This is a genomic window from Bacillus sp. FSL K6-1000 (genome assembly GCF_038630785.1).
GTDB lineage: Bacteria > Bacillota > Bacilli > Bacillales > Bacillaceae > Bacillus > Bacillus safensis.
In genome coordinates this window covers 1,428,238-1,452,719 of sequence record NZ_CP152042.1, presented here as the reverse complement: position 1 = coordinate 1,452,719, position 24,482 = coordinate 1,428,238, and the positions used below count along the sequence as shown (strand labels likewise).

The 24,482-nt window shown below is 41.6% G+C and carries 30 protein-coding genes; 5 read left to right on the top strand and 25 right to left on the bottom strand.

Annotation, left to right across the window (positions count from 1 at the left end):
- Positions 1-5: 5 nt before the first annotated feature.
- The 5 genes from ftsL to MHI46_RS07385 all read right to left on the bottom strand — a co-directional run bounded on the left by ftsL (position 6) and on the right by MHI46_RS07385 (position 4,534).
- Entirely contained in the window at positions 6-353 is a 348-nt protein-coding gene (gene ftsL / locus MHI46_RS07405) for a cell division protein FtsL (protein WP_039178324.1), read from the bottom strand.
- Positions 354-390: 37 nt separating this feature from the next.
- Positions 391-1,323: a 16S rRNA (cytosine(1402)-N(4))-methyltransferase RsmH gene (rsmH, locus tag MHI46_RS07400; RefSeq protein ID WP_024426925.1), complete on the bottom strand. Its 933-nt coding sequence runs from the start codon at positions 1,321-1,323 to the stop codon at positions 391-393.
- 66 nt (positions 1,324-1,389) lie between these two features.
- Positions 1,390-1,821, bottom strand: a complete 432-nt coding sequence (mraZ, locus tag MHI46_RS07395; RefSeq protein WP_003211163.1) for a division/cell wall cluster transcriptional repressor MraZ — start codon at positions 1,819-1,821, stop codon at positions 1,390-1,392.
- A 128-nt stretch (positions 1,822-1,949) separates the two neighbouring features.
- Positions 1,950-3,569, bottom strand: a complete 1,620-nt coding sequence (bshC, locus tag MHI46_RS07390; RefSeq protein WP_342503196.1) for a bacillithiol biosynthesis cysteine-adding enzyme BshC — start codon at positions 3,567-3,569, stop codon at positions 1,950-1,952.
- Between the two features lie 65 nt (positions 3,570-3,634).
- Complete coding sequence (locus MHI46_RS07385) at positions 3,635-4,534, bottom strand: 2-dehydropantoate 2-reductase (RefSeq protein ID WP_285858157.1); 900 nt, start codon at positions 4,532-4,534, stop codon at positions 3,635-3,637.
- A 210-nt stretch (positions 4,535-4,744) separates the two neighbouring features.
- Here MHI46_RS07385 and MHI46_RS07380 point away from each other — a divergent pair, with 210 nt between their 5' ends.
- Positions 4,745-5,224, top strand: coding sequence for an N-acetyltransferase (locus MHI46_RS07380; RefSeq protein ID WP_007499784.1), 480 nt, complete (start codon positions 4,745-4,747; stop codon positions 5,222-5,224).
- A 45-nt stretch (positions 5,225-5,269) separates the two neighbouring features.
- Here the strand turns inward: MHI46_RS07380 and gerR are convergent, their stop codons facing one another.
- The 3 genes from gerR to MHI46_RS07365 form a co-directional block, all read right to left on the bottom strand.
- Complete coding sequence (gene gerR / locus MHI46_RS07375) at positions 5,270-5,809, bottom strand: sporulation-specific transcriptional regulator GerR (RefSeq protein ID WP_039178316.1); 540 nt, start codon at positions 5,807-5,809, stop codon at positions 5,270-5,272.
- A 138-nt stretch (positions 5,810-5,947) separates the two neighbouring features.
- Positions 5,948-6,121, bottom strand: a complete 174-nt coding sequence (gene rpmF, locus MHI46_RS07370; RefSeq protein ID WP_008354700.1) for a 50S ribosomal protein L32 — start codon at positions 6,119-6,121, stop codon at positions 5,948-5,950.
- 21 nt (positions 6,122-6,142) lie between these two features.
- Entirely contained in the window at positions 6,143-6,661 is a 519-nt protein-coding gene (locus MHI46_RS07365) for a DUF177 domain-containing protein (RefSeq protein WP_019743276.1), read from the bottom strand.
- A 206-nt stretch (positions 6,662-6,867) separates the two neighbouring features.
- Here MHI46_RS07365 and MHI46_RS07360 point away from each other — a divergent pair, with 206 nt between their 5' ends.
- Positions 6,868-8,112 (top strand): nucleotidyltransferase, encoded by a 1,245-nt coding sequence (locus MHI46_RS07360; protein WP_342503195.1) that lies wholly within the window; start codon positions 6,868-6,870, stop codon positions 8,110-8,112.
- 40 nt (positions 8,113-8,152) lie between these two features.
- On the opposite strand, the gene MHI46_RS07355 is transcribed toward MHI46_RS07360, so the two are convergent.
- Entirely contained in the window at positions 8,153-9,181 is a 1,029-nt protein-coding gene (locus MHI46_RS07355; protein WP_260775906.1) for a SepM family pheromone-processing serine protease, read from the bottom strand.
- A gap of 4 nt (positions 9,182-9,185) precedes the next feature.
- Positions 9,186-9,965 carry a patatin-like phospholipase family protein gene (locus tag MHI46_RS07350; protein ID WP_041084940.1) on the bottom strand — a complete coding sequence of 260 codons (780 nt, stop codon included), beginning with the start codon at positions 9,963-9,965 and terminating at the stop codon, positions 9,186-9,188.
- A 148-nt stretch (positions 9,966-10,113) separates the two neighbouring features.
- Between MHI46_RS07350 and ylbJ the strand changes: the two genes are divergently transcribed.
- Positions 10,114-11,322 carry a sporulation integral membrane protein YlbJ gene (gene ylbJ / locus MHI46_RS07345; RefSeq protein WP_313902622.1) on the top strand — a complete coding sequence of 403 codons (1,209 nt, stop codon included), beginning with the start codon at positions 10,114-10,116 and terminating at the stop codon, positions 11,320-11,322.
- A 13-nt stretch (positions 11,323-11,335) separates the two neighbouring features.
- On the opposite strand, the gene coaD is transcribed toward ylbJ, so the two are convergent.
- The 9 genes from coaD to MHI46_RS07300 all read right to left on the bottom strand — a co-directional run bounded on the left by coaD (position 11,336) and on the right by MHI46_RS07300 (position 16,394).
- Positions 11,336-11,818, bottom strand: a complete 483-nt coding sequence (coaD, locus tag MHI46_RS07340; RefSeq protein WP_024426917.1) for a pantetheine-phosphate adenylyltransferase — start codon at positions 11,816-11,818, stop codon at positions 11,336-11,338.
- Position 11,819: 1 nt separating this feature from the next.
- Positions 11,820-12,407: a 16S rRNA (guanine(966)-N(2))-methyltransferase RsmD gene (gene rsmD, locus MHI46_RS07335; RefSeq protein WP_257218367.1), complete on the bottom strand. Its 588-nt coding sequence runs from the start codon at positions 12,405-12,407 to the stop codon at positions 11,820-11,822.
- A gap of 280 nt (positions 12,408-12,687) precedes the next feature.
- Positions 12,688-12,960 carry a YlbG family protein gene (locus MHI46_RS07330; protein ID WP_003212137.1) on the bottom strand — a complete coding sequence of 91 codons (273 nt, stop codon included), beginning with the start codon at positions 12,958-12,960 and terminating at the stop codon, positions 12,688-12,690.
- A gap of 65 nt (positions 12,961-13,025) precedes the next feature.
- The gene (locus MHI46_RS07325; protein ID WP_007499807.1) at positions 13,026-13,475 is read right to left on the bottom strand and encodes a YlbF family regulator; all 450 of its coding nucleotides are present in this window, start codon (positions 13,473-13,475) and stop codon (positions 13,026-13,028) included.
- A gap of 57 nt (positions 13,476-13,532) precedes the next feature.
- Positions 13,533-13,943 carry a hypothetical protein gene (locus tag MHI46_RS07320; RefSeq protein ID WP_235354793.1) on the bottom strand — a complete coding sequence of 137 codons (411 nt, stop codon included), beginning with the start codon at positions 13,941-13,943 and terminating at the stop codon, positions 13,533-13,535.
- Positions 13,944-14,012: 69 nt separating this feature from the next.
- Positions 14,013-14,261: a YlbE-like family protein gene (locus MHI46_RS07315; protein WP_039178297.1), complete on the bottom strand. Its 249-nt coding sequence runs from the start codon at positions 14,259-14,261 to the stop codon at positions 14,013-14,015.
- 19 nt (positions 14,262-14,280) lie between these two features.
- The gene (locus tag MHI46_RS07310) at positions 14,281-14,694 is read right to left on the bottom strand and encodes a YlbD family protein (RefSeq protein ID WP_342503194.1); all 414 of its coding nucleotides are present in this window, start codon (positions 14,692-14,694) and stop codon (positions 14,281-14,283) included.
- A gap of 111 nt (positions 14,695-14,805) precedes the next feature.
- Positions 14,806-15,849, bottom strand: a complete 1,044-nt coding sequence (locus MHI46_RS07305; RefSeq protein ID WP_058837749.1) for a CAP domain-containing protein — start codon at positions 15,847-15,849, stop codon at positions 14,806-14,808.
- 122 nt (positions 15,850-15,971) lie between these two features.
- A complete protein-coding gene (locus MHI46_RS07300) occupies positions 15,972-16,394 on the bottom strand; it encodes a CBS domain-containing protein (protein ID WP_034663862.1) in 423 nt (140 codons plus the stop codon).
- A 161-nt stretch (positions 16,395-16,555) separates the two neighbouring features.
- Here MHI46_RS07300 and MHI46_RS07295 point away from each other — a divergent pair, with 161 nt between their 5' ends.
- On the top strand, positions 16,556-16,921 hold the full coding sequence (locus MHI46_RS07295) for a YugN family protein (protein WP_039178290.1): 366 nt from the start codon (positions 16,556-16,558) through the stop codon (positions 16,919-16,921).
- 61 nt (positions 16,922-16,982) lie between these two features.
- Here the strand turns inward: MHI46_RS07295 and ctaG are convergent, their stop codons facing one another.
- The 6 genes from ctaG to cyoE form a co-directional block, all read right to left on the bottom strand.
- Positions 16,983-17,861, bottom strand: coding sequence for a cytochrome c oxidase assembly factor CtaG (ctaG, locus tag MHI46_RS07290; RefSeq protein ID WP_342503193.1), 879 nt, complete (start codon positions 17,859-17,861; stop codon positions 16,983-16,985).
- Positions 17,862-17,891: 30 nt separating this feature from the next.
- Positions 17,892-18,221, bottom strand: coding sequence for a cytochrome c oxidase subunit IVB (gene ctaF, locus MHI46_RS07285; protein ID WP_024426910.1), 330 nt, complete (start codon positions 18,219-18,221; stop codon positions 17,892-17,894).
- 2 nt (positions 18,222-18,223) lie between these two features.
- Positions 18,224-18,847: a cytochrome c oxidase subunit III gene (gene ctaE, locus MHI46_RS07280; RefSeq protein WP_087977219.1), complete on the bottom strand. Its 624-nt coding sequence runs from the start codon at positions 18,845-18,847 to the stop codon at positions 18,224-18,226.
- Positions 18,844-20,715 carry a cytochrome c oxidase subunit I gene (gene ctaD, locus MHI46_RS07275; RefSeq protein WP_039178285.1) on the bottom strand — a complete coding sequence of 624 codons (1,872 nt, stop codon included), beginning with the start codon at positions 20,713-20,715 and terminating at the stop codon, positions 18,844-18,846. Before ctaD ends, ctaE begins: the two co-directional genes overlap by 4 nt.
- A gap of 176 nt (positions 20,716-20,891) precedes the next feature.
- Complete coding sequence (coxB, locus tag MHI46_RS07270; RefSeq protein ID WP_342503192.1) at positions 20,892-21,959, bottom strand: cytochrome c oxidase subunit II; 1,068 nt, start codon at positions 21,957-21,959, stop codon at positions 20,892-20,894.
- Positions 21,960-22,238: 279 nt separating this feature from the next.
- Positions 22,239-23,156: a heme o synthase gene (gene cyoE / locus MHI46_RS07265; RefSeq protein WP_003211774.1), complete on the bottom strand. Its 918-nt coding sequence runs from the start codon at positions 23,154-23,156 to the stop codon at positions 22,239-22,241.
- A 393-nt stretch (positions 23,157-23,549) separates the two neighbouring features.
- On the opposite strand from cyoE, the gene MHI46_RS07260 reads away from it, so the two are divergent.
- Positions 23,550-24,473, top strand: coding sequence for a heme A synthase (locus tag MHI46_RS07260; RefSeq protein ID WP_342503191.1), 924 nt, complete (start codon positions 23,550-23,552; stop codon positions 24,471-24,473).
- Positions 24,474-24,482 lie beyond the last annotated feature (9 nt).

The following is a 24,482-nucleotide window of genomic DNA, read 5'->3' as shown; positions in this document are numbered from 1 at the left end:
CCATCTTAATCGACCTTCTTAACATCTTTCGAAATGCTTAAGCCTGCTTTTTTCGCAGCTTCAATGATTCTTTCTGGTTCACTCAGCAAGTCTTTTTCCTTTTGAAGCTCAGTAATCTTCTTCGATTCTAAAGATACTTGCTGCTCTAATTTCTGCACCTCGATATTGGCGTGATAGACAGCAAAGGCTTTAGAAATGATGAGAATAGAGCTGCACATAAGAGCCATGACAAACATGACAAGTAAGATTTTTTCACCAAGTGTGATAGAACCTCTTCTTTTAATAACAACCGATTGGCCTTGCTGCTCTGTTTGATATTGTTTTACTTCTCTTTGGTAAGCCAAATTACTCATAAGAAACCTCCTTTTTATCATCATCTATGGTGTCGTTTTACTTTTTTTCTGCAATTCGGAGCTTCGCTGAACGGGCACGGTTGTTATGTTCCAGCTCTTGTTCTGATGCAACGATTGGTTTTCTCGTGATCAGCTTCAGCTTTGGTTCAAGTCCTTCTGGAATCACTGGTAGTCCGTGCGGAAGTTCTGGAAGAGAAGACATTTCTTTAAATGTACTTTTACAAATCCGGTCTTCAAGTGAATGGAATGTAATGACAGAAATTCTCCCCTTCGGATTGAGTAACTCTATTGCTTGTTCTAGTGCTTCTTCAAAAACTTTCAATTCATCATTTACGGCAATTCGGATCGCTTGAAACACTCTTTTTGCTGGATGTCCGCCAGTTCGTCTTGCAGGTGCGGGAATTCCTTCTTTGATAATGTCGACAAGCTCCCCTGTTGTTTCAATTGGCGCTTTTTTTCTAGCTTCTTCAATTTTGCGTGCGATTTGCTTGCTGAATTTTTCTTCCCCATATTTGTAGAAAATCCGAACTAGATCTTCAAATGGCCATTCATTCACCACTTGCTTTGCCGACAATGCGGCTGTTTGATCCATTCGCATGTCAAGAGGTGCATCATGGTGATAACTAAAGCCTCTCTCTGGTGTGTCGAGCTGAGGAGATGAAACCCCAAGATCAAAAATCACACCGTCTACGCTTGTAATGCCTTGTTCATTCAGACGTTCTTTTAAATATCGGAAGTTGCTTTTTATGAAAAGAATGTTCGCTTTAGAATCCGCGAGCTTCTCTCGTGCATGATCCAGTGCAGCATCGTCTTGGTCAAATCCAATCAATGTACCTTTTTCTGATAGTTGAGATAGTAAATATGAGCTATGACCTGCTCCGCCCAGCGTGCAGTCTACATATGTACCGTCTTCTTTGACGTTTAAACCGTCAACTGTTTCTTTTAATAATACTGTCTCATGTTGAAACATGATGTTATGGTCCCACCTTTTTCAAATAGAAATGAATGTGTAGAAAGCTTGCTGCACAAGGGATTATTATATATCAAACCCAATCATGTTTTCAGCAATTTCAGCAAAAGAATCTTCTTGCTCTTCTGTATATTGTTCCCAGATCGACTTACTCCACAACTCAATTCGATTTGAAACGCCGATGACCACACATTCTTTTTCGAGTTTTGCATATTGGAGTAGGTTTGATGCGATGTTAATGCGCCCCTGCTTGTCCAGATCGCATTCAACTGCGCCGGAGAAGAAGAACCGGGTAAACGCACGTGCATCTTTTTTCGTTAGCGGCAGTGCTTTGAGTTTCTCTTCAATTAGTTTCCACTCACTCATAGGGTAGCCAAATAAACATTGATCAAGCCCTCTCGTCAGTACAAACTGTTCTCCGAGACCGTCTCTAAATTTAGCAGGGATGATCATGCGCCCTTTTGTATCAATCGTATGTTGGTATTCACCCATGAACATGATAATCAGAGCCCCACTTTCTCACCCTTACTCTCCACTATCCACCACTTCTCTCCACAAAACTTATTTTACACTGTTTCTACATAAAAAAAAACCCTGAACTAGTCAGGGTTCATTAAAACTTTATTTCAAAGTTTGACAATTTGCTGCTTGTTTTGAAATGAAAATGGCAGATTTTTGAACGTTTTGAAGAATTCTGGACCATATTTGTTTAAAAAGTACATGATATTCCAAATTCTTTCTTGCGGGGCATCTAGTGGTTTTAAGCTGTTTTCAATCCGTTCAAAATCCCGAAGGATATATCCTTCCTTCTCTTCCACACGCTGCGCCACCTTTTGATAAACAAATTGAAGCTGGTCTTCGATAAATTTGGCATTTTTATCTAGCAGCTGCTCGAAGTTTGGTTCAACCTCCAGTGCTTCTTTTCTCAATACACCGTGGACATTCGCTAATTCACGTTTCGCATGATCAACGGCTTGAACAAAGCTGTCTGGAAGGCTTTGCTCAAAGTGAGCCTCTTTCTTTTCTTTTACTCCGCTTGTGAGCACTTCTTCTACAGAAAGTTCTCTGACCGGGAGCTTCTTATCGATATGCCTTTCAAGAATGGTCACATGCAGTCTTGGAAGAACAGGTGCCATCTTTAATTTAAAATGCTCAAAGATTCCTTTCAGCTCTCCCCAATAGTTGACTTCACCGTGTCCTGCCATAAAAGCAAGTGTCGGAAGAAGGGTTTCCTGCATTAAGGGGCGCGTCACCACATTGTTGCTGAACCGTTCTGCGTGCTCCTCAATTTCCTGCAAAAGCTCTTCTTTTGTCCATGTAAGCCCCACTTCTGATATAGAAAACTGGCCGTTTTCTTTTTCAATAAGGAAACGCTCCTCATCATATTCGTAAAACAGGTTCGCCTGATTGTCACCAGCTTCAATGATCGGCTGATATCCCGCTCGTTTCATGGCAGCCTGCGTTTCATTCAAACGAGCTGTGACCGCATCATTTGTCTCGACAATGTGCTTGAACAGCGTACGCTCAAGTGGTTTAACGCCTAAGTCTCCTGAATTAAATAGAAGAAGTCCATCTTCTTCAAAAAGGTCGCATACAATCCATTCAAAGAAATCCGTAAACGTTTGTGATTTGCGTAAACATCGAAGAAGCTGATCAAGCAAGTCATTTGTATATGCAGATTCCTCATACGTTGAAAACACGTCACGTAGCCATTTCTCTGTTTTTTCTTGATGCAGCGGTGTTCTTTTTGCAGCAGTTTTTTTAACGTTATGTAATGGCAGCTTTTGCTTGACTGGACCTTTGTCGCCAGATGTGTAGACAAAATTAATTTCATCTACGTCATGATCCTCACCTGCTACCCAAAAGACTGGAATCACAGGAACGCCAAGCGCTGATTCTTTTTCTTTTGCGAACTGAATAATGGATATGATTTTATGTATGGTATAAAGCGGTCCTGAAAGTAGGCCTGCCTGCTGCCCTCCAACCACCATGACACTCCGCTTGTCACGGATCTTTTCAATGTTCTGACGCATCGCTGCCGATTCAAACTTTGCATGGTATGCGCTCATATAATCTGCTAAAGCCTCGCGCGGGAAGCTCATTTCCATGAGATCGTCGTATCTCTTTTTCCATGTGTGCTCAGAATGTATATCATAATCAAAAAAAGCAGTCATCTCTTTTTTTTCTTCTATATAATCACGTATGAATAAATTCTGACTTCGGATGGAAAGTTCAGTCAATTGCATGTTTAGAACTTCCTTTCTTCAATAAATAGTTAGTTTCCCGAAAAAAGTATAGCATGTAAATGAGCTCACTCAAAAGATTTTGTTTGCTTTTTTTCCAATACTTCCAAGCTTCGATTGAAGAAAGTAAGATGTGGCGCCAGAATCTCTTGAGCTTGAGCCTTTTTTAAAAGATAGCCAACGATGGCTTTTCTTTCGGTTTCACGGCCTTTGACGATATCTTGAAGCATCGACGATTGATTGGCGGCCGTTTTCTTACAAATTGAAACGACGTGTGACCAGAGCTGCTCTTTTTCATCCAGACCTAAAATGGACAATGCTTCTTCAAATGCACATTTCATCATGTATTCATATGAAGGATTTGCAATCAATTCCCCATTTTTCACATGCAATAAAGCCGTGAGCGGGTTAATGCATACATTGACTAGCAGTTTTTCCTCCAGCACTTTTTTCCATTCATCCGTATAAATCATCTGAAAATGAGCCGGCGTTTCGTTTAAAGCATTTCTCACATCAGCTACATCCTCAGGATGAAAAGCCCCCCACTTGATGACACCAATCCCTGTATGGTTTACCGCATGATCTGATACCTTCATCGCCCCGTGCTCTACGACACCTATATATATTGTATGCGCCGTTTTCCAGTTTTCTAAATCTAATAAGTGGGCCATGCCATTTTGTAAAAATAAGATTCGCTGACGAGGTAATGTCGATAGGTCATCAAGCACCTCTTGCAAATGATGATATTTCACCGTCACAATCAGCAGATCAAATCCTCCTGTAATCCCTGCCCGTGCCTCAGCAGACGACCAGAATGTCTCTCCTTTTACCGTTCGCTTAATTCCTGATGTTCGAATCTCCTCTGCCTGTTCTTTTCTTCTTGTCAAAACAGTGATGTCATGATGCTGTGATAAATAACTAGCACAAAGCAGACCAATCGCACCGCCGCCAATGATTCCAATGTTCAACTGCCGCACTTCCCTTTTTCTGTTTACTTCATCATATCAACCATTTTAACAGTTTCATGCCGCGATGCAAAAAGCAGATGGCGCGCCGCGATTGAATTTTTTTAATTTAAAAACTATAATAATAAGTGTAAAAACTTTTTGAGGCGGATGGGATGAAAACGCCTTCAACGACATCACTGTCAACATTATGTGTGTAAGGGGGAAGATCATATGACACAAGTAAAGCGACTTCTAATCAATTACAAAACTTTAGAGGAATTTAAACAATTTAAGGAATATGGCATACAAGAACTATCCATGCTTGAAGACCTTGAAAGTAATATGATAGAAAATGACAGCAACTCTCCATTTTACGGGATTTATTTTGGAGATAAGCTGGTTGCACGTATGAGCCTTTATCAAGTGGACGGCTCGACGACAACGTATTTTGACCACAATCATGATTATTTAGAGCTGTGGAAGCTGGAAGTGCTTCCTGGGTATCAGCGTAAAGGGTACGGCGAGGCACTTGTTGATTTCGCCAAATCTTTCGGGTTGCCTATCCGAACCAATCCACGCGTCAAATCTGCCGGTTTTTGGGATAAAATGGGCTTTGAAGCGGTGAAATATGATATGGAACGCGACAAAGGTGAAAATCCACTCATCTGGGAGCCCGCCCATATTCAAAAGAATACAGGTGAATCTGCTTAATACTGATGGCAAAACGCCCCTCCTTTCTCTGTGAGGGGCGTTTTCTTATTTAGCATATTCTTTTAAGTTGATATTCTGTTTGACTCTTTCAACAATCCCAATGAGTGCCCGGTAATCTTCTTCTGTCATTTTTAATTGCCGCTTCAAATGTTCATTTTCTTCCGTGAGCGACTTCAGTTGATGCTGTGCATCCGCTAGTTCTTCGCGTAAATAAGCAGAGCCAGCAGGTTCTTTTTCAAGCTGCTCTAAAAACTGAATCACTTCTCGCAAGGTTAATTCAGTCTGATCTGAAGATGTCTTCTCTTCTATCGTTAACGTATTTTGCGGTAAACCTGAGGAATGAATTCCAATCTTTTTACGCAGTTCTTTTCGCTGTTTTTTCGCCAGCTCAATGCCTGCCTGATATTGTTTTCTAACGTATGAGTTCCATCTGAATCCACATGCTGCAGCTGTTCTTGACAATGCTTTCCCGACTTCCTCAAATGCGGAAAGCTGCGTTCCTCCATCTCGAATGTGTCTTAAGACGACTTCTGCTAAAAGTAAATCTTCATCTTGTGTCCATGCATCCTGCCTTGTAATCGTCAATTGATCATCCCCCCTGAATCTGAATACCACATCATATGCGCTTACTAGAGTAGATAGACTATTTGCAGGAGAGAAACCTAAAAAATAGACAAATAAAAAAACGCAAGGGAAGATTCCCTTACGCTTTTTTATCAAGCATTAGTTGCTTTTTACGTCTTTGCCTTTGTATGTTCCGCAAGATTTGCAGACACGATGAGAAATTTTCATTTCACCGCATTCTGGGCAAGCTACCATACCAGGTACTTGTAGTTTGAAATGCGTACGACGCAATCTTTTTTTCATTTTAGAAGTTCTTCTAAAAGGTACAGCCATTATTCCCACCTCCTTAAAGAGTTAAGATTCATTATTTTCTTCTAAGAGCTTCTTCAAGCCTTCCAGACGCGGATCAATTCGGTTTTGATGTGCATCTTCCGAAATGACCGCCCAGTCATTCCCTTCCTGTGGTGCAGCACCTTTTACGTCTGTTTGGTCGCAAAAGATTTGCATCGGCACTTCAAGAAGAATTTCTTCCTTGACTATAGGCGTTAAGTCGATGATATCGTCTTCTACAACAGATACGTCTTCATCTTCTATATCGTCTGTCTTATGAAGTACAAATAGTTCTTTCGTTGAAATCGCAAATGGATAATTTACATCAACAAGCGTTCTTGAACAAGGCAATGTCATTTCACCTGTGATGGTTAAATCAAATGCGACTTGCTTTGATTCGATCACTCCAGTCCCTTTCACCTCTACTGGTGAAATGCGACGTATATCTGAATGAAGGCTAGTAAGTTCATTTAAGTCAACCGTCTCATGAAAATCGAAGCTGTTTTTAGCTTTTTGATGTAACTGATAAACTGTCCATTTCAATTGTATCACCTCTAAGAGCAACAAACATGATTATAGCTTTCATCATGCTATTTGTCAATATTTTTTCTTTACAGTCCTTTGTGATGTCAGAGCGTTGTTTGACATCAGTTCACGGAATGCCTACACTGAAAAAAATGGGCTTCATTTTTCCCTTATGCTACTGTAGCATAGACCATTTAACCATAGCAAGAAAGGCGGAACATCTATTGAAAGCAACAGGAGTTGTTGTCGAGTACAATCCATTTCATTATGGACATGCCTATCATGTTCGTCAGGCGAAAACACATACCTCCTCAGATGTAGCCATTGCCGTCATGAGCGGTTCCTTCCTCCAGCGCGGAGAGCCTGCCATCGTCTCCAAATGGGCACGTACTAAAATGGCATTACAAAACGGTGTAGACATCGTATGTGAGCTTCCATACATCTATGCAGTGCAAAAGGCAGAAATCTTTGCAAACGGCGCTGTGTCCATTTTAGACGCTTTAAAATGCCGCTCCCTTTTTTTCGGAAGCGAGGATGGAGATATCAAAACATTTGAACGAACAGCTCACGCTTGGCATGAGAAAAAAGAAGAAATTGATCTTTTCACAAAAGCAAAGGTCAAAGAAGGGCTTAGTTATCCAGCTGCCTCTGCCGCTGCGTTTCAAGAGATCATTGATCCTAAACACTTACTGGATCTGTCTAAGCCCAATAACATTTTAGGCTTCCATTATGTCAAAGCGATCTTAGAGAGATCTCCTCACATAGAGCCCTTTACCTCTCAAAGAATTGCATCAGGTTATCATGATCAAGAGCTTCCTAAACATCAGAAAATCGCAAGCGCAACAAGCATCCGAAAAGCGTTAAAAGAGAATGGGTCATTTGAAACTGTCGCCTCTTATCTTCCGGAAGCTTCGCTTAAGCAATTACATGACTATTATTCTTCTTATGATCTTTTACATACACAAGAAGACTATTTCAGCTTCTTAAAACATGTGTTTCACACAATGGATACAGCAGAATTAGAAGGCATCTATGAAATTGAAGAAGGCATCGAACACCGCATGCAAAAGGCGATCACGCATGCGTCCTCCTACGAGGAATATCTATCACTTTTGAAAACAAAACGATATACGTGGACAAGGCTGCAGCGGATGAATACGCACCTTTTAATGAGGGTAAAGAAAACTGTGATGCATGAGCTGCTAAACGAGAAACACACGCCATACATTCGTTTACTTGGTATGTCAAAGAAAGGACAGCAATACTTATCACTTGTCAAAAAAGAATTGGACGTACCGCTCATCAGCAAGCTGTCTTCCTTTTCACACCCTGCCCTTGATCTTGACATTCGTGCTTCCCGCGTCTTCAGCCTTCCCATCAGCGAACCAATGCAAACAAAGTTAACAGAAGCAGAATTTAAAACCTCACCGATCCGCTATGATGAAGAGACTGGTCTCTTCCAATCTTGATAAAAAGAGCAGCCTTTGATGAAGGCTGCTCTTTTTTTAGTTAAGATGCTTTCTCTTTTAACTTGTTTAAATAGTTCAGTGCGTCCTGCATTGTGTCCACAGGAACGATTTTCATATCACTTTTAATATCTTTCGCTGTTTTCACTGCATTTTTGTAGTCTGAGTTTGGATCACCTTTATCGTTTGGTGCAAAGAAGATATCTTTTCCTGCTTTATCTGCTGCAACGACCTTTTGATCAATGCCGCCAATTGGCCCGACCGTGCCATCTGCGTCAATCGTTCCGGTCCCTGCAATCGCATAGCCATGAGTTTCGTCTTCCTTTGTTAGCTGGTTATAAATTTCAAGTGACATCATTAAACCTGCCGACGGGCCGCCGATATTTTCAATATCCACCTTAATAGACGGCGAGACTTTCACATTTCGGTCTGTAAATAATGATACGCCAATTCCGACTCGATTCGGCTCTTCTTTAAAAGGTTTTAACTTCACTTGCTGCGTGATATCCTTGCCGTTTCGTTCAAGGACAAAACGGACAGATGTACCAGCTTTTTGACGGCTGATATACGACACCATTTTATCAGCAGAGTCATACGTCTTGCCATCAACGCTTTTAATCCGGTCACCCACTTCAATTTTGCCATAAGCAGGCATGCCTTTCATGACGTAGCTCGCATATACCCCATTAAACGTATAATCTACTTTTTTACCTGCTTTTGTATACGCGGCAATCATGGCATTTTCTTGAGAGCTTTTCATTAGCTGAAGCTGTCTTTTCATATAATCTTCATCCGACTCTCCGTCCGCTTTAATATTTTCTTCTGGGACGATTTCGTCATATTTATTCATTTTCGCAAGCAAATACGTATACGGATTGGCTGGACCTACTTTAATCGTCATAAGAGAGAAGCTGCCCTTCTCACCGTATCCACCGTCCACTTGAATGTGTGGGGCAATTTCTGTTGCATCACCCGGCTTTGTCACGTAATACGGCAGTTTGACAAAAGTTAAGCCAAATAAGATAAGAACAACGACAAAAAAGCTGAGCCAGCGAATATTCAATTTTTTCATTCGATTAACACTCCCATTTATCAATGACATCTTTCAGTTTACCTGTTAATTGGTCTGCGGCGAGCTCCCCAGCTTCAATCATCTCCTGAACCTGTGTGAACGAACTAGAGCTAAATGTTTCAAGCCTCGGCCGAATCATGAGATCTGCATGAATGGTTTGATGACGGACCAATTCATTTTGAAGGATGTCCAAACTTTGCATAATCACATCCGATAATCTCGTCGCCTTTTCTGTTTTTTTCACCCTTGATACATCAGAGGCGATGATAAGGTCTGCGCCCATTTCTTTTAACACAGACACAGGAATGCGGTCAACAACCGCTCCATCCACTAGCTGTCTGCCGCCCATTTCGTGAGGAACAAACACGCCTGGAATGCTGATGCTTGCTCTGACTGCTTGTGAGACAGACCCTTCTTTAAACACAACCTTTTCCCCTGTTTCGAGGTCACAGGCGACCACCGCAAGGGGCATTCTTAATTCTTCGAATGTTTTCCCATATGTAAACGTGTGAATCAGCTGCAAAATTCGATTTCCTTTTAAAAGACCGATTTTTGGCAGTGTATAGTCAGCATAATACTTTCTTCTGAAGACAAGTGCAAGTTTTTTCATTTTTTCTACGTCTTGTCCTGCCGCATAAAAGCTCCCAACAAGTGCGCCAATACTGCTTCCTGCGATCATATCTACCTGTATCCCTTGCTTCTCAAGACTAGACAAAACCCCGATATGCGCCATTCCCCTCGCACCCCCGGAGCCTAGTGCAAGCCCGATGATCGGTCGCTTCATGAAAATCCACCCTCCTCTTTCTATGCATATATACGAATCTATAGGTCTAAACATGCCCCTACTGCTCGTATAGTAATAGAAGACAGGCTCGGCAAATTTCTTATCACGAGCTCGCCAATAGATCATAACGGCAAGGGGCGAAATCTCCATGAAAAAATGGAACACTCTGTTCATCGCTGCTTTTTTTATTTTTTTAACAGCCACTGTGATTACACACCCACAAGCCTCTTTGCAAGCGTCGAAAAATGGACTTGCAATGTGGTGGGAGGTTGTGTTTCCATCATTGCTTCCTTTTTTTATTTTGTCCGAGCTATTAATTAGTTTTGGGATTGTCAGATTTGTCGGAGTATTATTAGAGCCATTTATGCGCCCCATCTTCCGGGTGCCAGGTGTAGGCGGATTTGTCCTAGCAATGGGAATGGCTTCAGGGTTTCCTTCCGGTGCGAAATTAACGACAAGACTGAGGCAGGAAAGGCAGCTGACGCGGATCGAAGCAGAGCGTCTCGTTTCCTTTACAAATTCATCGAATCCATTGTTTATTTTCGGTGCGGTGGCTGTTGGTTTTTTTCATCACCCAGCTTTAGGCATTGTATTGGCAAGCGCACATTATTTAGGGAACCTTGCTGTTGGTGTGACGATGCGGGGATATAAAGCGCGGCATGATGCGCATCTAAGAAGCCGCAAGAAATTTTTAATCCCGCCGTTTAAAGAGGCTTTCAATGCTCTTCATACAGCAAGACTCGCAGAGAAAAGACCGCTCGGCCAAATTTTAAGTGATGCAGTCATGTCATCAGTCCAAACACTCTTTATGATTGGCGGCTTTATTATCTTATTTTCTGTGTTTAGTAAAATGCTGTCAGTTGTCCATGTGACAGACCTTTTATCCATAGGGCTCGGATATATGCTGCAAACGATGCACCTTCCGCCAGAATTAGACCTTGCCATGATTGCTGGTTTATTTGAAATCACATTAGGAAGCCAGATGACAGGGTCGCAGGAAGTCACCCTTCTCGCTAAAACCATTGTCGTCAGCTTTATTTTAGGATTCAGCGGGTTTTCTGTTCAAGCCCAAGTCGCCGGCATTCTAGCGGCAACCGATATCCGCTTTAAACCATTTTTCTTCGCCCGTTTGCTTCACGGGATTTATGCAGCTGTTTTTGCCTTTTTATTATTCAAGCCTCTTTATGTCTCTCGATCAGACATCGCTCTCCCGGCGGGTGCCTTTGATGCAGGCCAGCAGGTCGTCATGTTCAGCAGCGTGCTTTGGAATCAGCTTGTGACAGCTGGTCCTTTGATCACACTTTGCAGCTTGATTGTGTATATCGCGCTATACTATCGGAAATTAAAAAATGGATGAGTGCCAGGTGCACTCATCCATTAAATTTTTCCTTCAGCGCTGCTTCTACCTCTTTTGGTACAAGATCTTTGACTGCCCCATGATATTTCGCTACTTCTTTGACAATGCTGGAGCTTAAGAAGGAATATTGATTGTTGGTCATCATAAAAAACGTTTCAATTTCATCGTCTAACACTTTGTTCATTGAGGTGCCTTGCATCTCATACTCAAAGTCCGTCACAGCTCTTAGTCCGCGTAAAATGACTTTAGCTTCTTTTTGCTTCGCATAATCAACGAGAAGGCCGTGAAAGGATTCAACTTTGATATTTGGCAGCTCCTTCGTCGCTTGGCGAATAAGCTCACACCGTTCTTCAACAGTAAATAACGGTTTTTTAGATGAATTATTTAATACACATACATACACTTCATCAAAAATCTTTGCACCTCTTTTGATGATATCCAAATGCCCCAATGTGACTGGATCGAAGCTGCCCGGACAAACGGCTATGTTCCCCATATTAATTTCCCCGCTTTCTATAGATCGTAATACCAGTCAATCCGTACAGTTCCTGTCTTGTGATGTGAAGTTGTCCTGCTTCTTCTGGCAGCTTCACATCTTTGTCGTGCTCACACACGATCACGCCGTCATCTGTTAACAAGGCGTGCTCGTCAATCATTTCAAGAAGTGCTTTTAGCTGTTGATCTTTATAGGGCGGATCAAGGAAAATGGCTTGAAAGGATTCCTCTCGTTTCACAACAGCTGCGAGTGCACGCTTTGCTTCATTTCGAAACACTTCACTTTGATCCATTAGCGACAATTGATTCAAGTTGCCTTTAATCGTCTGAATCGCCTTCATATCTCGATCAACAAATATGCAATGATCGAATCCTCTAGAAAGCGCTTCAATTCCTAAACCACCGCTTCCTGCAAATAAATCAAGGGCCCATCCGCCATCGAAATACGGGCCGATCATATTAAATATCGATTCTTTTACTTTATCTGTCGTCGGTCTTGTTGATTGACCTGGTACCGCTTTAAGTGTGCGGCCTTTTCTCGTTCCAGAGATGACTCTCATTTTTCCACCACTTTTTCTGCTTGCTTCTATTGGTCATTGTTGATGACAAAAAATTCAACATTATCTTACCACATCACTCCTCAAGGAACAATGCGCGGATTTTCATTCATTTTCTATGTATAGATCAAGAAATCCGGGGTCATACTATTTATAACAGCATCTGATGTGGTGCTGTTGCCAACCGCGGAGAAGACTTACGTTTCCCCATAAGTTCTTCCTCCGGTTTCTCCTCTCCCTTTGCCTTCTCCTTAATGAATCATTAAGAATAGAAGGACCCCGCGGGTGATGCCGCGGGGATTTTTTTGTGTCTTTAAAAGCCCACCTTATAATCATACTCTTTTGCTTTGTCCAATTTGGATTCGTACTCTAATTTAATAAAAGGTTTATATGAAGGCTCAACACGTTTCACAAATGGTAACGAGCTGAGCTTAGCCATATGGCGCTCAAGATCATTCATATCACAATAGATCACCGCATATTTCATTTTCCTTGAAATATAGTGAACATTCCCGAATTTTCTTAGCGCTTTTGACTGCTTTAACGAATGCAGCCAGACGACCATCCCTTGACGTTTGGTTTCCATCTTTTCACCTGCCGCTTTTCAATTCTTTTCATTCATTATGTAAAAGACGAGACATTCAAGTCTCGTCAAGATACTTTACAGCCGCAGCTGCCACCTGATCCACAGCCACCGCCGCATGATGATAGACCATCAAAATATGGGTTCCCTGTTGGAACTTTAATATATGCTGATACAGCTTGACCGATTTCAATACTAATCTCATCTAAGATGGATTGAATCGCTGTTTCTGCTTTTTTGAAATCAACCACTGTATCGTGAAGATCTAGCTTTCTTTTGACCTCACGCATTTCCTTTGAGATCGTTCTATAGTCCGGATGGTATTTGCCGAACCGCTGCACATCCTCATATTGCTCTTTTACTTTTGTAAAATGGGCAATAATTTGTTGGGCTTCTTCGTCTTGCTGGAGACGCTTAAAGCAGTTGCGGTAATGTTCAGCCTCCTCCGACTGAAGAATCATGGCAGCCAATTGATTTGCTTCCTCTTGGAGCTCCACAGATTCGATTGTCGCATACATAAATGTTGCACCTCCAATTCATAGTTTACCACGAAACCTATGGATCAGAAAATGCTTTTACGTGACAAATACATCCCATGTTTCTCTTTTCTGTTTATATTCTGGATGACGAGAATTCAGCACAACGGTCATTTTATGCTTTCCTTTTGAAAGGTGCTTGACCACAAATGCCGCAGTATACTCATTCCCTGCACGTTTCCCGTCTACATACACTGTGAAATATCCCGCCTTCTCGTTCTTTTTTAGACGCTCTGGCTGAAGATGAAAATCTTGAAGTGTACTTTCTATATAGACCGACGATCCTTGCACTTTGTATTTCAAAAAGCCTTGCTGCTGCATTTCGCTTTTGGTTTGCTGCATGACTGGTACTGCTGGGTCTTGCTTGATCACTTGCTCTTCTCCATGTTGACTTTGACACCCGGTAACAAGAAAAAGCAATGCGCCTATTGACAGCATCCATTTCATCATCTGATTCTCCTTTCATCTACTTTTATAGGATGCTCAGGAAATAGACATCTTAATCAACTCAAAAAAGCCTCAACCGGCTCCATTTTGATTGCGCATTGCTTGGAACATTTGAATCATCATTTCAGCCATTTGGACGCTATTGCTCAACTGACTTACACGATGAGGAATGGTTTTTTCGTAAAAGTTCATTTTATCTAATTCAAAGGACGAGAGATTTTCAGGATGTCGCGTCAGCTGTCTGTACCAGAGAGGACGCTGCCTTATGAATTTGATTCGATCCTCTTCGGCCATGACAAATTCCTGTACTTCTTTTCGCACCAGAAGCATCCCCTTTCACTTAATCTTTCCTGAAGGAGAATGGGTGCTGACTGCCTCCAGATGAACCTTTCTTTGAACCATTGGATGAAAATTGGCCGAGTAAGCTTTGTAAAGAGGAAATAGACTGGCTCATTTTGTTAATCTGTTCATTCATTTGATCAGCGTCCATTTTTTTCACAGCAGAAACCATTTTAGACATAAAATCTGCTTTTCCTGCTTCACTTGGCTTAGAGGCTTTTTCTTCTTTAGCGTCTTCAGATTTCAATTGCCGGTAAGGTGACCACATCTCATCTTCCTCACCAAACATGACCCAATTCTCGTAGACACTTTGCCAGCTTTTTTCTTGCGTTTGCACTTCTTGAATTAACTTCGGATGGCGTCTGACGAATTGTTTAAATTCATCAATGGATGTTTGTTTTTGCTTGTTTGTCATATCCTCACCCCCCATACAAATGCCTACTATACTATATACACCAGCATCTATTTTGGTGAGCCTCTTTTTAAACATCAAAAAAACAGCTGCGACTTATGCAGCTGCTTTCGTTTAAGATGATTTCTTGATGAAATTCTGGGTGTAATATTTTTCTTTCACCCCTACGCCAAGATGCGTGTAATCTTTATTTAATAACGCCTTCCTGTGACCTTCACTATTGAGCCAGCCCTCTACCGCTGCAGGTCCATCGACATAGTTATAGGCAATGTTTTCACCTGCGAGCTGAAAGCCCACCTCGCCTCTTTCTAACCGGTCTTTCAGCGTACCGTATTTTTTAGATTCATGGGAGAAATAATGATTCTCTTTCATGTCCTCACTATGCATGAAGGCCACTTCAGAGGTTTCATCATCCCACTTTAAGATCGGCAGGTTGTACTTATGTCGGATAATATTGGTCATATCAAAAATTTGTTTTTGACTGGATGTTTCGATATCTTTCCACTTTTCGCCCGATATTGGCTCAGGTTCTACCAATTGACCTCGGTAGACGACCTCATATGGCTTTTGTTTCACAAATGTATCTGCGTTGAAGGCCCTGATACTTGAAAGGGTGCTTTCAAACTTATCCATGTAAAGCTGAACATACACATCATCTCCCACTTTCACAGTGGGTCTTGTATTCATATCATCTTCTGAGAATTCAAAGCGGTATGAATTTTGTTCATCCTCTACATGAATGTAAGGTGCAATTTGTGTTTTCTTAAATACTTCACTCGTGGCTTGACCGATTTTAAATGGTTCTACATTCAGTCCGTCTCCTGTTGCAAACAAGGTCACCACTTTACTATCCTTTACCCCTACTTGAATATAGTGCTTCTTCGATTGGTTGTAAATCCACCAGTCATAATCATATGCGGAAGGATCAATGCGATCTGGTTCTCCCAGCTGTTTAAGCACTTCGTTTGAAGATTTCCCCATAAAGGACATGAGCCCCTTCTTTGGGATATTGATCGGCTTATCGCTAGATGTTTCTTCATTAGACACCTTCGGTTCATTGCTGTTTTCTTTTTCTGGTGAAGATCCATATTGAATAAACAGAACGTACGTTCCAGATATAATCAGGAGGATGAGGAGTGTTTTGAGCACAGTTTTCAAATAAACACCTCCGTTAAATTGGCAAGGTACAAAAAGTACCTTCTACTGTCATTTAAACAAAACTTGCTCCATTTATCAACGACAATACAGCCTATTTAACACGAATTTAAAATATGCCCCTCTTAATGAAGAAATCCTTGTCCATGATCTTGATCCTGTTGAGAGATTTCTGTCAGTGCATCTCCCGCGCGATCATTTGATAAATCTTCGACAGATAAATCTCCAAGAGCGACAATTCCTGTTAATGCGCCGTTTTTCACAACGGGAATGCGGCGGAGCTGATGCTCTGACATGAGCCGGACAATTTCTTCAAGCGTTGCATCTTCTTCAGCTGTTAGTACTTCCTTTGTCATCAGCGAGCCCACTTCCTGTGAATTTGGCTTTTTTTCTGCAATGCCTCTAAGCACAAGGTCACGGTCTGTCACTATTCCAACGAGCTGATCTCCGTCAACTACTGGAATGGCACCGATGTCAGCATCTCTCATTTTGACTGCTGCTTCATACGTATTGTCATCTTGCTGACATGTCACTACTTTTTTTGTCATAATATCTTTGATTTTTTTCGTTTTCACGTTGATTCCTCCATCCGTTATTTTCTTTATTACTGTAACCAGCTTATAAAAGAACATACCTTTCACAGTTGAAAGTTTAACGCTTTCATACTATGATTGTCAGTAAAGGGAAATTTTATAAGGAGGGGTTTTGGGTGAAGTTTGAAGGTACGGGGATTGAAGAGGTATCAGCTGACTTAAATAAATTAGATTTCATTATGGAAAGTGAAGGATTTGTACGAGCCGATCAATGGGATTATGAGCGTGTGACGTACGACAGAAAGTACAGCATGGTAGAGGGAACCTTTTATTTACGAATTTCCGGCTACGCCACTGAAGGAGATGTCGGTTCCAAAAAGGCACACATCCAGCTTCTAACACCATTACTTGGAAAACATTATTATCCACATGGCGTTGAATATGGCGAAGGCGAAGAATTCCCTAAGTCTCTCATCCAATCAAGCAAAAAAACACTCGCACAGCTGAAGGAAAAACTAGAAGCCATGACGGCTGAAGCATAAAACAAGGCTAAAATGATCTTTTAGCCATGAAATAAAGCACAGCCAGTCGGCTGTGCTTTTTTTATTCATATTTCGGAATAAGCGCATCTGGTACGGCATCTTTTGCTCTTTCTTTTCTTGCCCAGTCAAAGAAGACAACAGCAAGAATAGAGCCGTACACAATCTCCTGAATAATTTTCATCAAAATGGCACCTAGCTGCTGATCCTCTAGCAGCGGCAAGGTGTGGAACATTTCAGGACCAGTGAGAGCAAGGCCTGCAAGCATATCACTTGGCACACATAAATGCAGTGCTTGTATCCATGCACCTGCATCAGAATAGGTTGCATAGATCGGCGCCTCACTAAACATGATGAGTGCACAGGCCGGAGTCATCAATATCCCGTCTGCCATGATATATCCAAGCTTCAAAATGCCTGTGATCTGCGGCATACTTTGAACTTTATGGACAAGCGGCCACCACATGAAAAAGGCAGCGATAAAAATAACAACCGTCATCAATGCATGGTAAAACGGATCTGTTTTCACAAAATCAAACACAAGTGGAATGTGATACAGCGAAAACAAGCCGTTAAACCCAAGCAGTGCAATTAAAGGCTTGGAAAACAAACGGAAAACGGCTTGAATACCTGGTGTTTGAATGATTCGCTCCCAGATGGCTGCAGGCAATCCTGTAATAAGGAGAGGCGGGATGACTAAATAGAGCACTGCCATTTGCGCCATATGTGCACTAAACATAATATGCCCCATTAAATCAATTGGGCTCCCTTTCACAGCATATAACAGAACAAGCCCCGTCAGAAATAACGTTTTCTCTTTCACCGTCGCACGGTGCTTCCCCTTTGTCACAAGAAGCAGATAAAGAGCAGCTGCTATCACAATACAAGTCAAATAATAAGGGCTCCATAATGCCCGAAATCCGAATATTTCTAAGTTCTCCATTGCTGCGCCTCCTTCAAGGGCAAAGCGGGTTTACCACCATATAATGGTCAAAAAGGCTAATACGGTAATAAACGCAACAAACACACCTGAGTATAGAAACAAGGCGGGTGTTTCATGCCCTTTTTGGTTCATGTGCATAAAATAATAAAGCTGAAAAGCCACCTGAATGCCTGCAAGTAGTAAAATAAATGGTACAGCGAACCAATTTCCAACGTCTTCTGAGGCGATCGTTAAAAACGCAACAAATGTTAATCCAATCATCAAGCCGAAAGAAATGAGCTGATGCTTCATTTCTTCGGCATTTTTCTTTTTACGATATACAAGGTCGACTTTGGACTGATTTGTGTTTTTATTTCCCATTCTTATCCCACCATTCCCATTAAATATACAACGGTAAAGATGAAGACCCACACAACATCAATGAAGTGCCAATAGAGACTTGCCACATAATATTTCGGTGCATTGTATAAATCGAGTCCGCGTCTCATATTTCGAATCATGAGAGCGGTAATCCAGCAAAGTCCGAAGGCGACGTGAGCTCCGTGAGTTCCTACAAGTGTATAGAAGGAAGAACCAAGAGCTGAGCTGGTAATCGTAAATTCATACGCATGCACGTAGTGATAAAACTCATAAATCTCAACCCCTAAAAATCCAGCACCTAAAAGGACCGTGATACCAAGCCAAAGCTGCATCTTTTTAAAGGCAAAGTTTTTCATATGATACATGGCATACACACTCGTTAAACTGCTCGTTAATAGAAGCATTGTGGCAATAAAGACAAGTGTGAGGTCAAACATATCAGTTGTTTTTGCTCCGCCTGCATTTGAGTTTTTCAGCGCCAAATACGTGGCGAAAAGCGATGCAAACAGAACGGTTTCTCCTCCAAGAAACAGCCAGAACCCGACAAACTTATTCTTCCCTTCTAACGTGGCTTTCTCAGGAGAAGCCGGAAAGGTTTCCGCCGTCATTTTTTGTGGTTCCATTATGCTTTCACCCCTTTATCATCGTCGTCGGTCAAATCTTCTTTGTGAATATGGTATCCATGATCATCTTTCAGAGACCTAACGAGCATGGTCGCAAACGTAATACCAAGACCAATGAAGATCACTGGAAGCCCCCAGTCGTGCTCTTGACGATACATGAAACCAAACGCTGACACAAATAGACCGAATGAGATAATGACAGGCAAAATGGAATTATTCGGCATGTGAATATCATCGAGCGGTTCAGATGCTGTCATTCCTTTTTTACCATCCATTTTTTCAATCCATAATGGATCTAGTCCTCTCACAAGCGGAAGCTGTTTAAAGTTGTATTCTGGCGGAGGCGAAGACACTGCCCATTCAAGTGTTCTTCCATCTCCCCAAGGATCGCTCGATACACGCTCCCCTTTTGCTGTTGTCCAGATGATATTAATCAGCATGATCACAACAGCTACAAACATAAACAGTGCCCCAATCGTACTGATCAAGTTCCCAAGCTCGAGACCCTGACCTGGCAGGAACGTAAAGACCCGGCGCGGCATGCCCCATAGACCGAGAAAATGCTGGATAAAGAAAGTTAAGTGGAAACCGATGAAAAACAGCACAAAGCCAATTTTTCCAAGTTTCTCATTCAGTATCTTTCCAAACATCTTCGGCCACCAGTAATGCACACCTGCTAGAATACCGAATACAACCCCGCCGATAATGACGTAATGGAAATGCGCCACAACAAAATACGTATCATGGAACTGATAATCTGCTGCAGCTGCCGCAAGCATGACCCCGGTTACCCCGCCAAGTAAGAACGACGGAATAAAGGCAACAGAATAAAGCATCGGCGTTGTAAACTTCACATTACCGCCCCATATCGTGAGCAGCCAGTTGAACACTTTAATTCCTGTTGGCACCGCAATTGCCATGGTCGCTACGGCAAAGATCGCATTGGCGATAGGTCCAAGCCCTGTTGTGAACATGTGATGCGCCCACACCATGAATCCAAGGAAACCAATCAATACAGTAGCGAAGACCATGGACGAGTAGCCAAACAGTCTTTTTCTTGCAAACACAGGAATGATCTCAGAGAAGATTCCAAATGCCGGCAGGATCAAGATATATACTTCCGGGTGTCCGAAAATCCAGAACAAATGCTCCCAGATGATTGTATTCCCTCCAAGCTCTGGATTGAAAAAGCTCGTGTCAAACATTCTATCAAGCATCAGCATCGCAAGCCCTGCTGTCAGCGGCGGGAATGCGAATAAAATAAGTGCGGAGGCGACAAATGTCGTCCAAGTAAAGAGCGGCATTCTCATATACGTCATACCAGGTGCTCTCATATTAATAATCGTTGCAAGAAAGTTAATCCCGGCAATCAGCGTACCAATACCCGCAATCTGCAAACCTAAAATATAGAAATCCATTCCATGCCCTTCAGAATTCAACGTGAGCGAAGCGTATGCAGTCCAGCCTGCATCAGGTGCTCCGCCCATAAACCATCCAAGGTTTAAGAAAATTCCTCCGAAAAAGAATAACCAAAAACCAAGTGAATTCACAAACGGAAATGCTACGTCACGTGCACCAATTTGAATTGGTACAACCGCATTCATTAATGCAAATAAAAGCGGCATAGCTGCAAGGAAAATCATTGTCGTTCCATGCATCGTCATGATTTCATTGTAAACCCCTGCACTGACAAAATCACTTTCAGGGATGGCTAGCTGAATACGGATAAACATCGCTTCGATTCCGCCAACCAAAAAGAAAAATCCCCCTGCCACTAAATATAATATGGCAATTTTTTTGTGGTCAACCGTTGTCAAGTAATCCCATAAGACAGCGCCAAACCCCCGCTTTTTAGCTATTGTACTCACCATGAAATCCCCCTCTTATCTCCCATTTGCCCCTTTTCATATAGATGTCTTTCTTAACGATCCTTTAAACAGACTATGTCTGACAGATGACGACTTCTCGGTTGTAGAGACATATTCGGGAGCTCTTAACAAAAACTTCACATCGATCACATACCCTCTTGCATATCTGCTTCTAGTTGTTACTCGACTTTAAGACCTTTTAAATACTCGTAAAGTGCATCTGCTTCTGAGTCATTTAATTTAGGGTACGTTCCTGTCATCTTATTACCTGGTTTAAAGCTTTCTGGATTTTTCAGCCATGCTTTCACATTTTCTTTGTTCATGTCTTTGATTCCAGCTACTTTCGTCCGTTCTCCGAAGGTCGCAAGGTTTGGTGCTGTCCTTGCTGCTTCCGGCCGTTCGTCACCAGGCTCTACTGCGTGACAGCTTAAACAGTTTTTCTCTTTAAATAGCTTTTCACCCTCTAAAGCGAGATCTTTTGTGGATTCAGGCTTCTTGTAATCAGCCATTTTTTTCGTCCATCCTAAGAACTCATCTTGAGAAAGCGTTTTAACTTTAAAGTCCATTAAAGCATGTGACGGTCCGCAAAGCTCCGCACATTTCCCGTAGAAATATTCCCCTGCATCTTTCGTTCGTTTCGAGTCAAAGATTAAATAAAATTTGTTCTCATTATCTGTGTTTGTATCAATTTTACCGCCAGCCGATGGAACCCAGAATGAGTGTTTGACATCGGATGCTTTTAGCTTAAAGTACACCTTTTGATCTGTTGGTACGATCAATTCCTGACTTGTGACAATCCCATAATCAGGGTATTCAAATTCCCACCAATATAAGCTGGCCCTTACATTCACAACAAGTGTCTTTTCAGGATCTCGTTTTTTCTTATCCATAGCGCTTGTATCCCCTAGTTCAAGCGTGTATGCCACAACAGGTACAACGAGAATAATAAGTAGAAGAATCGGAATCGCTGTCCATGTGATTTCCAAGTTGCGGTTCCCTTCCACCTGCTTTGGAATCGTATCTTCTCCCACTTTAGAACGTTTGAATTTAATGATGACGTAAAAGAAAATGATCGATACAACAATGACGACAAGAACCATAATAAGTGTACTCAGTACCGTTAGGAAAAACTGTTTATCTGCTACTTCCCCAACTGGCTTGAGTGTTGATAAGTATGGTTCACCACAGCCCGCCAAAACGAGCGTCAGTAAGAGAAACAGTGAATACACACGCCATTTTCTTATCATAATTTGTCCCAACCCCTTTTGCTTGATCTCCTTTGCCTTTCGCTTTTTACCTCTTATTTATAAAATCACTTCTCACCCATCTATAACCCCCGCCTCTTATAAAAGCACTTACATTTCCTCTTTTCATAAAAAAATGATGTTTTTACTCAAAATACCATCTATGTATAAACAGAAAGCCGCCTAAATAGAACTGAATATCAGGCGGCTTTCATAGTTGTTAGAAAATGTTGTGTTATAAGATATAGCCATTGTTTTGATGTGATCAAAGTGTATTTCACTCTAGAATAGTGTAATAATAATCATCGCTACGAAAAAGATGGTTAAGTAGTTTAATGAATAAACGAACATGAGCGTTGACCACTTCATGACGTCTTTCATTTTAAAGCCCATAAGGCCAATAACAAGCCATCCAATATTAAGCAGTGTACCAAGTGCGACAATCGGCCATCCTAATCCACCTAAGAAAAATGGAAGTGGAAGAAGACATGCTGTCCAAATGATGATTTGGCGTTTTGTGACTTCAAAGCCGTAAACAACTGGCAGCATTGGAATGCCCGCCTTACGGTAATCTTCTGTTTTCTTAATCGCAAGTGATAGGAAGTGCGGGATTTGCCAAATGAACATAATCATAAACAAAACCCAAGCCGTTGTGTCGATTGTACCTGTTACAGCTGTCCAGCCAATTAATGGCGGAACCGCGCCAGATACACTTCCGATAACTGTATTGATGGTGTAATGGCGTTTAGACCACATGGTGTAAAGAACCGCATAAGTAAAGACTCCAATAAATCCAATCACTGCTGATGTAATGGTTGTCATCAGAAGCATAATGAGTCCTAATACAACAAGCAGAATGCCAAATGCATACGCTTGCCCCGGCTGAATTTTACCTGTAACCGTCGGTCTTGTTTTTGTTCTTTCCATTAATATATCAATATCACGGTCAAACGCATTATTAATCGCGCATGAACCGGCAATAATAAGAGAAGAACCAATCATTGTTAACAGCACAATATCAAGATTTCCAAGAAAACTCATACCTGTAAAATAAAAAGCAAGCCACATTCCAGTAAATGTCGTAATGAAATTGGAATTGACGATGCCCATTTTAATCAGAGCAAGAAAATCTTTCCACGCTGTTGTTTCTTCTATTTGTCCATGAATAGCTGCTTCCGCGGCTGTTTTGGAATTTGCCAATGTGTATAACCTCCCTTGCCCAAACCTTCAAACGAACGAATGACACGTAAAATCATTACAACTCTATCATACAAGATAAACAGCTGTAAAAAAACATCCTATTAAATAATAAACGACAAACTTGAAGTTATTTGTGAACTTTTCGTGAATTTATTAGGATATATGTGTGTTTCAGAAGGCGGTGCAAAATGAAATATTCTCTCCTCTATTTCTATCAGACTGTCAAAGAAAGATCAAGCACTCTAAATCTGTAAACTTTGTGAACTAACATATCATTTTTTTGTGAACTTTGGTCATTATGAATTGCAACAGAACACGCATTTGGCTTAAACTTGAGAGCATGTGAGGTTTTCATTTACATCAGAAGTTTTTTAGAGAAGGTGAAATAATTTGATGAAATTTGCTTTAAGGCTATTGAGCGTGATCACAACGTTTGTGATGCTGATCGTACTGATTGGCGGTGCGCTTGTTACGAAAACCGGTTCGGGTCTTGGCTGCGGTAGACAGTGGCCCCTTTGCCACGGTCGTTTCTTTCCTGAAATGACCCCCGCTTCCATCATCGAATGGAGTCACCGCATGTCAACAGGGGTTTCCACCATTCTTGTTCTGGCACTAGCGGTCTTATGCTGGAAAAAAATTAGTCCAGTATTCCGTGAAACCAAATTTTTGGTCATCATGTCCATTATATTCTTAGTGCTTCAAGCGCTTTTAGGAGCTCTTGCCGTCGTATTTGGTTCTAACGCACTTGTGATGGCACTGCACTTCGGTATTTCACTCATTTCATTTGCTTCAGTATTACTGCTTGCCCTTCTTGTCTTTGAAGCAACCAGATCTGAAACAAAGCTTGTGAAGCCGCTTCATATCGGCAAAAAGATGCAGTTCCATATTTATGGGTTGATCACATATACGTATATCGTTGTCTATACGGGTGCTTATGTGAGACATACAAAGTCAAGCCTTGCTTGCTCTGTCTTCCCGTTTTGTTCAAAAGACGGTGCGCTTCCAACTTATTTTAATCAGTGGGTTCAAATGTCTCACCGAGCAGCAGCACTTCTTTTATTCGTCTGGATATTTGTCGCTATGTTCCATGCCATGAAACATTATAAAGAACAGAAGCAGCTGTATTATGGATGGATCATCTCAGCCATTCTGATTACACTTCAAGCCATTTCAGGTGTGATGTCTGTTTATTCTCAGCTTGCACTTGGTTACGCGTTGGCTCATTCATTCTTTATTTCTTGTTTGTTTGGGGTACTATGCTACTTCTGCTTACTTATTGCCCGGTTTAAATATGAAAGCAAAGAGCCATTTAAATAAGATTTACAT

What these genes read in the sequence shown, in the direction of transcription:
- ftsL (WP_039178324.1), bottom strand. Translation starts at nt 353, where the DNA reads ATGAGTAATTTGGCTTACCAAAGAGAAGTAAAACAATATCAAACAGAG.
- rsmH (WP_024426925.1), bottom strand. Translation starts at nt 1,323, where the DNA reads ATGTTTCAACATGAGACAGTATTATTAAAAGAAACAGTTGACGGTTTA.
- mraZ (WP_003211163.1), bottom strand. Translation starts at nt 1,821, where the DNA reads ATGTTCATGGGTGAATACCAACATACGATTGATACAAAAGGGCGCATG.
- bshC (WP_342503196.1), bottom strand. Translation starts at nt 3,569, where the DNA reads ATGCAATTGACTGAACTTTCCATCCGAAGTCAGAATTTATTCATACGT.
- MHI46_RS07380 (WP_007499784.1), top strand. Translation starts at nt 4,745, where the DNA reads ATGACACAAGTAAAGCGACTTCTAATCAATTACAAAACTTTAGAGGAA.
- rpmF (WP_008354700.1), bottom strand. Translation starts at nt 6,121, where the DNA reads ATGGCTGTACCTTTTAGAAGAACTTCTAAAATGAAAAAAAGATTGCGT.
- MHI46_RS07355 (WP_260775906.1), bottom strand. Translation starts at nt 9,181, where the DNA reads ATGAAAAAATTGAATATTCGCTGGCTCAGCTTTTTTGTCGTTGTTCTT.
- MHI46_RS07350 (WP_041084940.1), bottom strand. Translation starts at nt 9,965, where the DNA reads ATGAAGCGACCGATCATCGGGCTTGCACTAGGCTCCGGGGGTGCGAGG.
- ylbJ (WP_313902622.1), top strand. Translation starts at nt 10,114, where the DNA reads ATGAAAAAATGGAACACTCTGTTCATCGCTGCTTTTTTTATTTTTTTA.
- coaD (WP_024426917.1), bottom strand. Translation starts at nt 11,818, where the DNA reads ATGGGGAACATAGCCGTTTGTCCGGGCAGCTTCGATCCAGTCACATTG.
- MHI46_RS07330 (WP_003212137.1), bottom strand. Translation starts at nt 12,960, where the DNA reads ATGGAAACCAAACGTCAAGGGATGGTCGTCTGGCTGCATTCGTTAAAG.
- MHI46_RS07325 (WP_007499807.1), bottom strand. Translation starts at nt 13,475, where the DNA reads ATGTATGCGACAATCGAATCTGTGGAGCTCCAAGAGGAAGCAAATCAA.
- MHI46_RS07320 (WP_235354793.1), bottom strand. Translation starts at nt 13,943, where the DNA reads ATGATGAAATGGATGCTGTCAATAGGCGCATTGCTTTTTCTTGTTACC.
- MHI46_RS07310 (WP_342503194.1), bottom strand. Translation starts at nt 14,694, where the DNA reads ATGACAAACAAGCAAAAACAAACATCCATTGATGAATTTAAACAATTC.
- MHI46_RS07300 (WP_034663862.1), bottom strand. Translation starts at nt 16,394, where the DNA reads ATGACAAAAAAAGTAGTGACATGTCAGCAAGATGACAATACGTATGAA.
- ctaG (WP_342503193.1), bottom strand. Translation starts at nt 17,861, where the DNA reads ATGGAGAACTTAGAAATATTCGGATTTCGGGCATTATGGAGCCCTTAT.
- ctaF (WP_024426910.1), bottom strand. Translation starts at nt 18,221, where the DNA reads ATGGGAAATAAAAACACAAATCAGTCCAAAGTCGACCTTGTATATCGT.
- ctaD (WP_039178285.1), bottom strand. Translation starts at nt 20,715, where the DNA reads ATGGTGAGTACAATAGCTAAAAAGCGGGGGTTTGGCGCTGTCTTATGG.
- coxB (WP_342503192.1), bottom strand. Translation starts at nt 21,959, where the DNA reads ATGATAAGAAAATGGCGTGTGTATTCACTGTTTCTCTTACTGACGCTC.
- MHI46_RS07260 (WP_342503191.1), top strand. Translation starts at nt 23,550, where the DNA reads ATGAAATTTGCTTTAAGGCTATTGAGCGTGATCACAACGTTTGTGATG.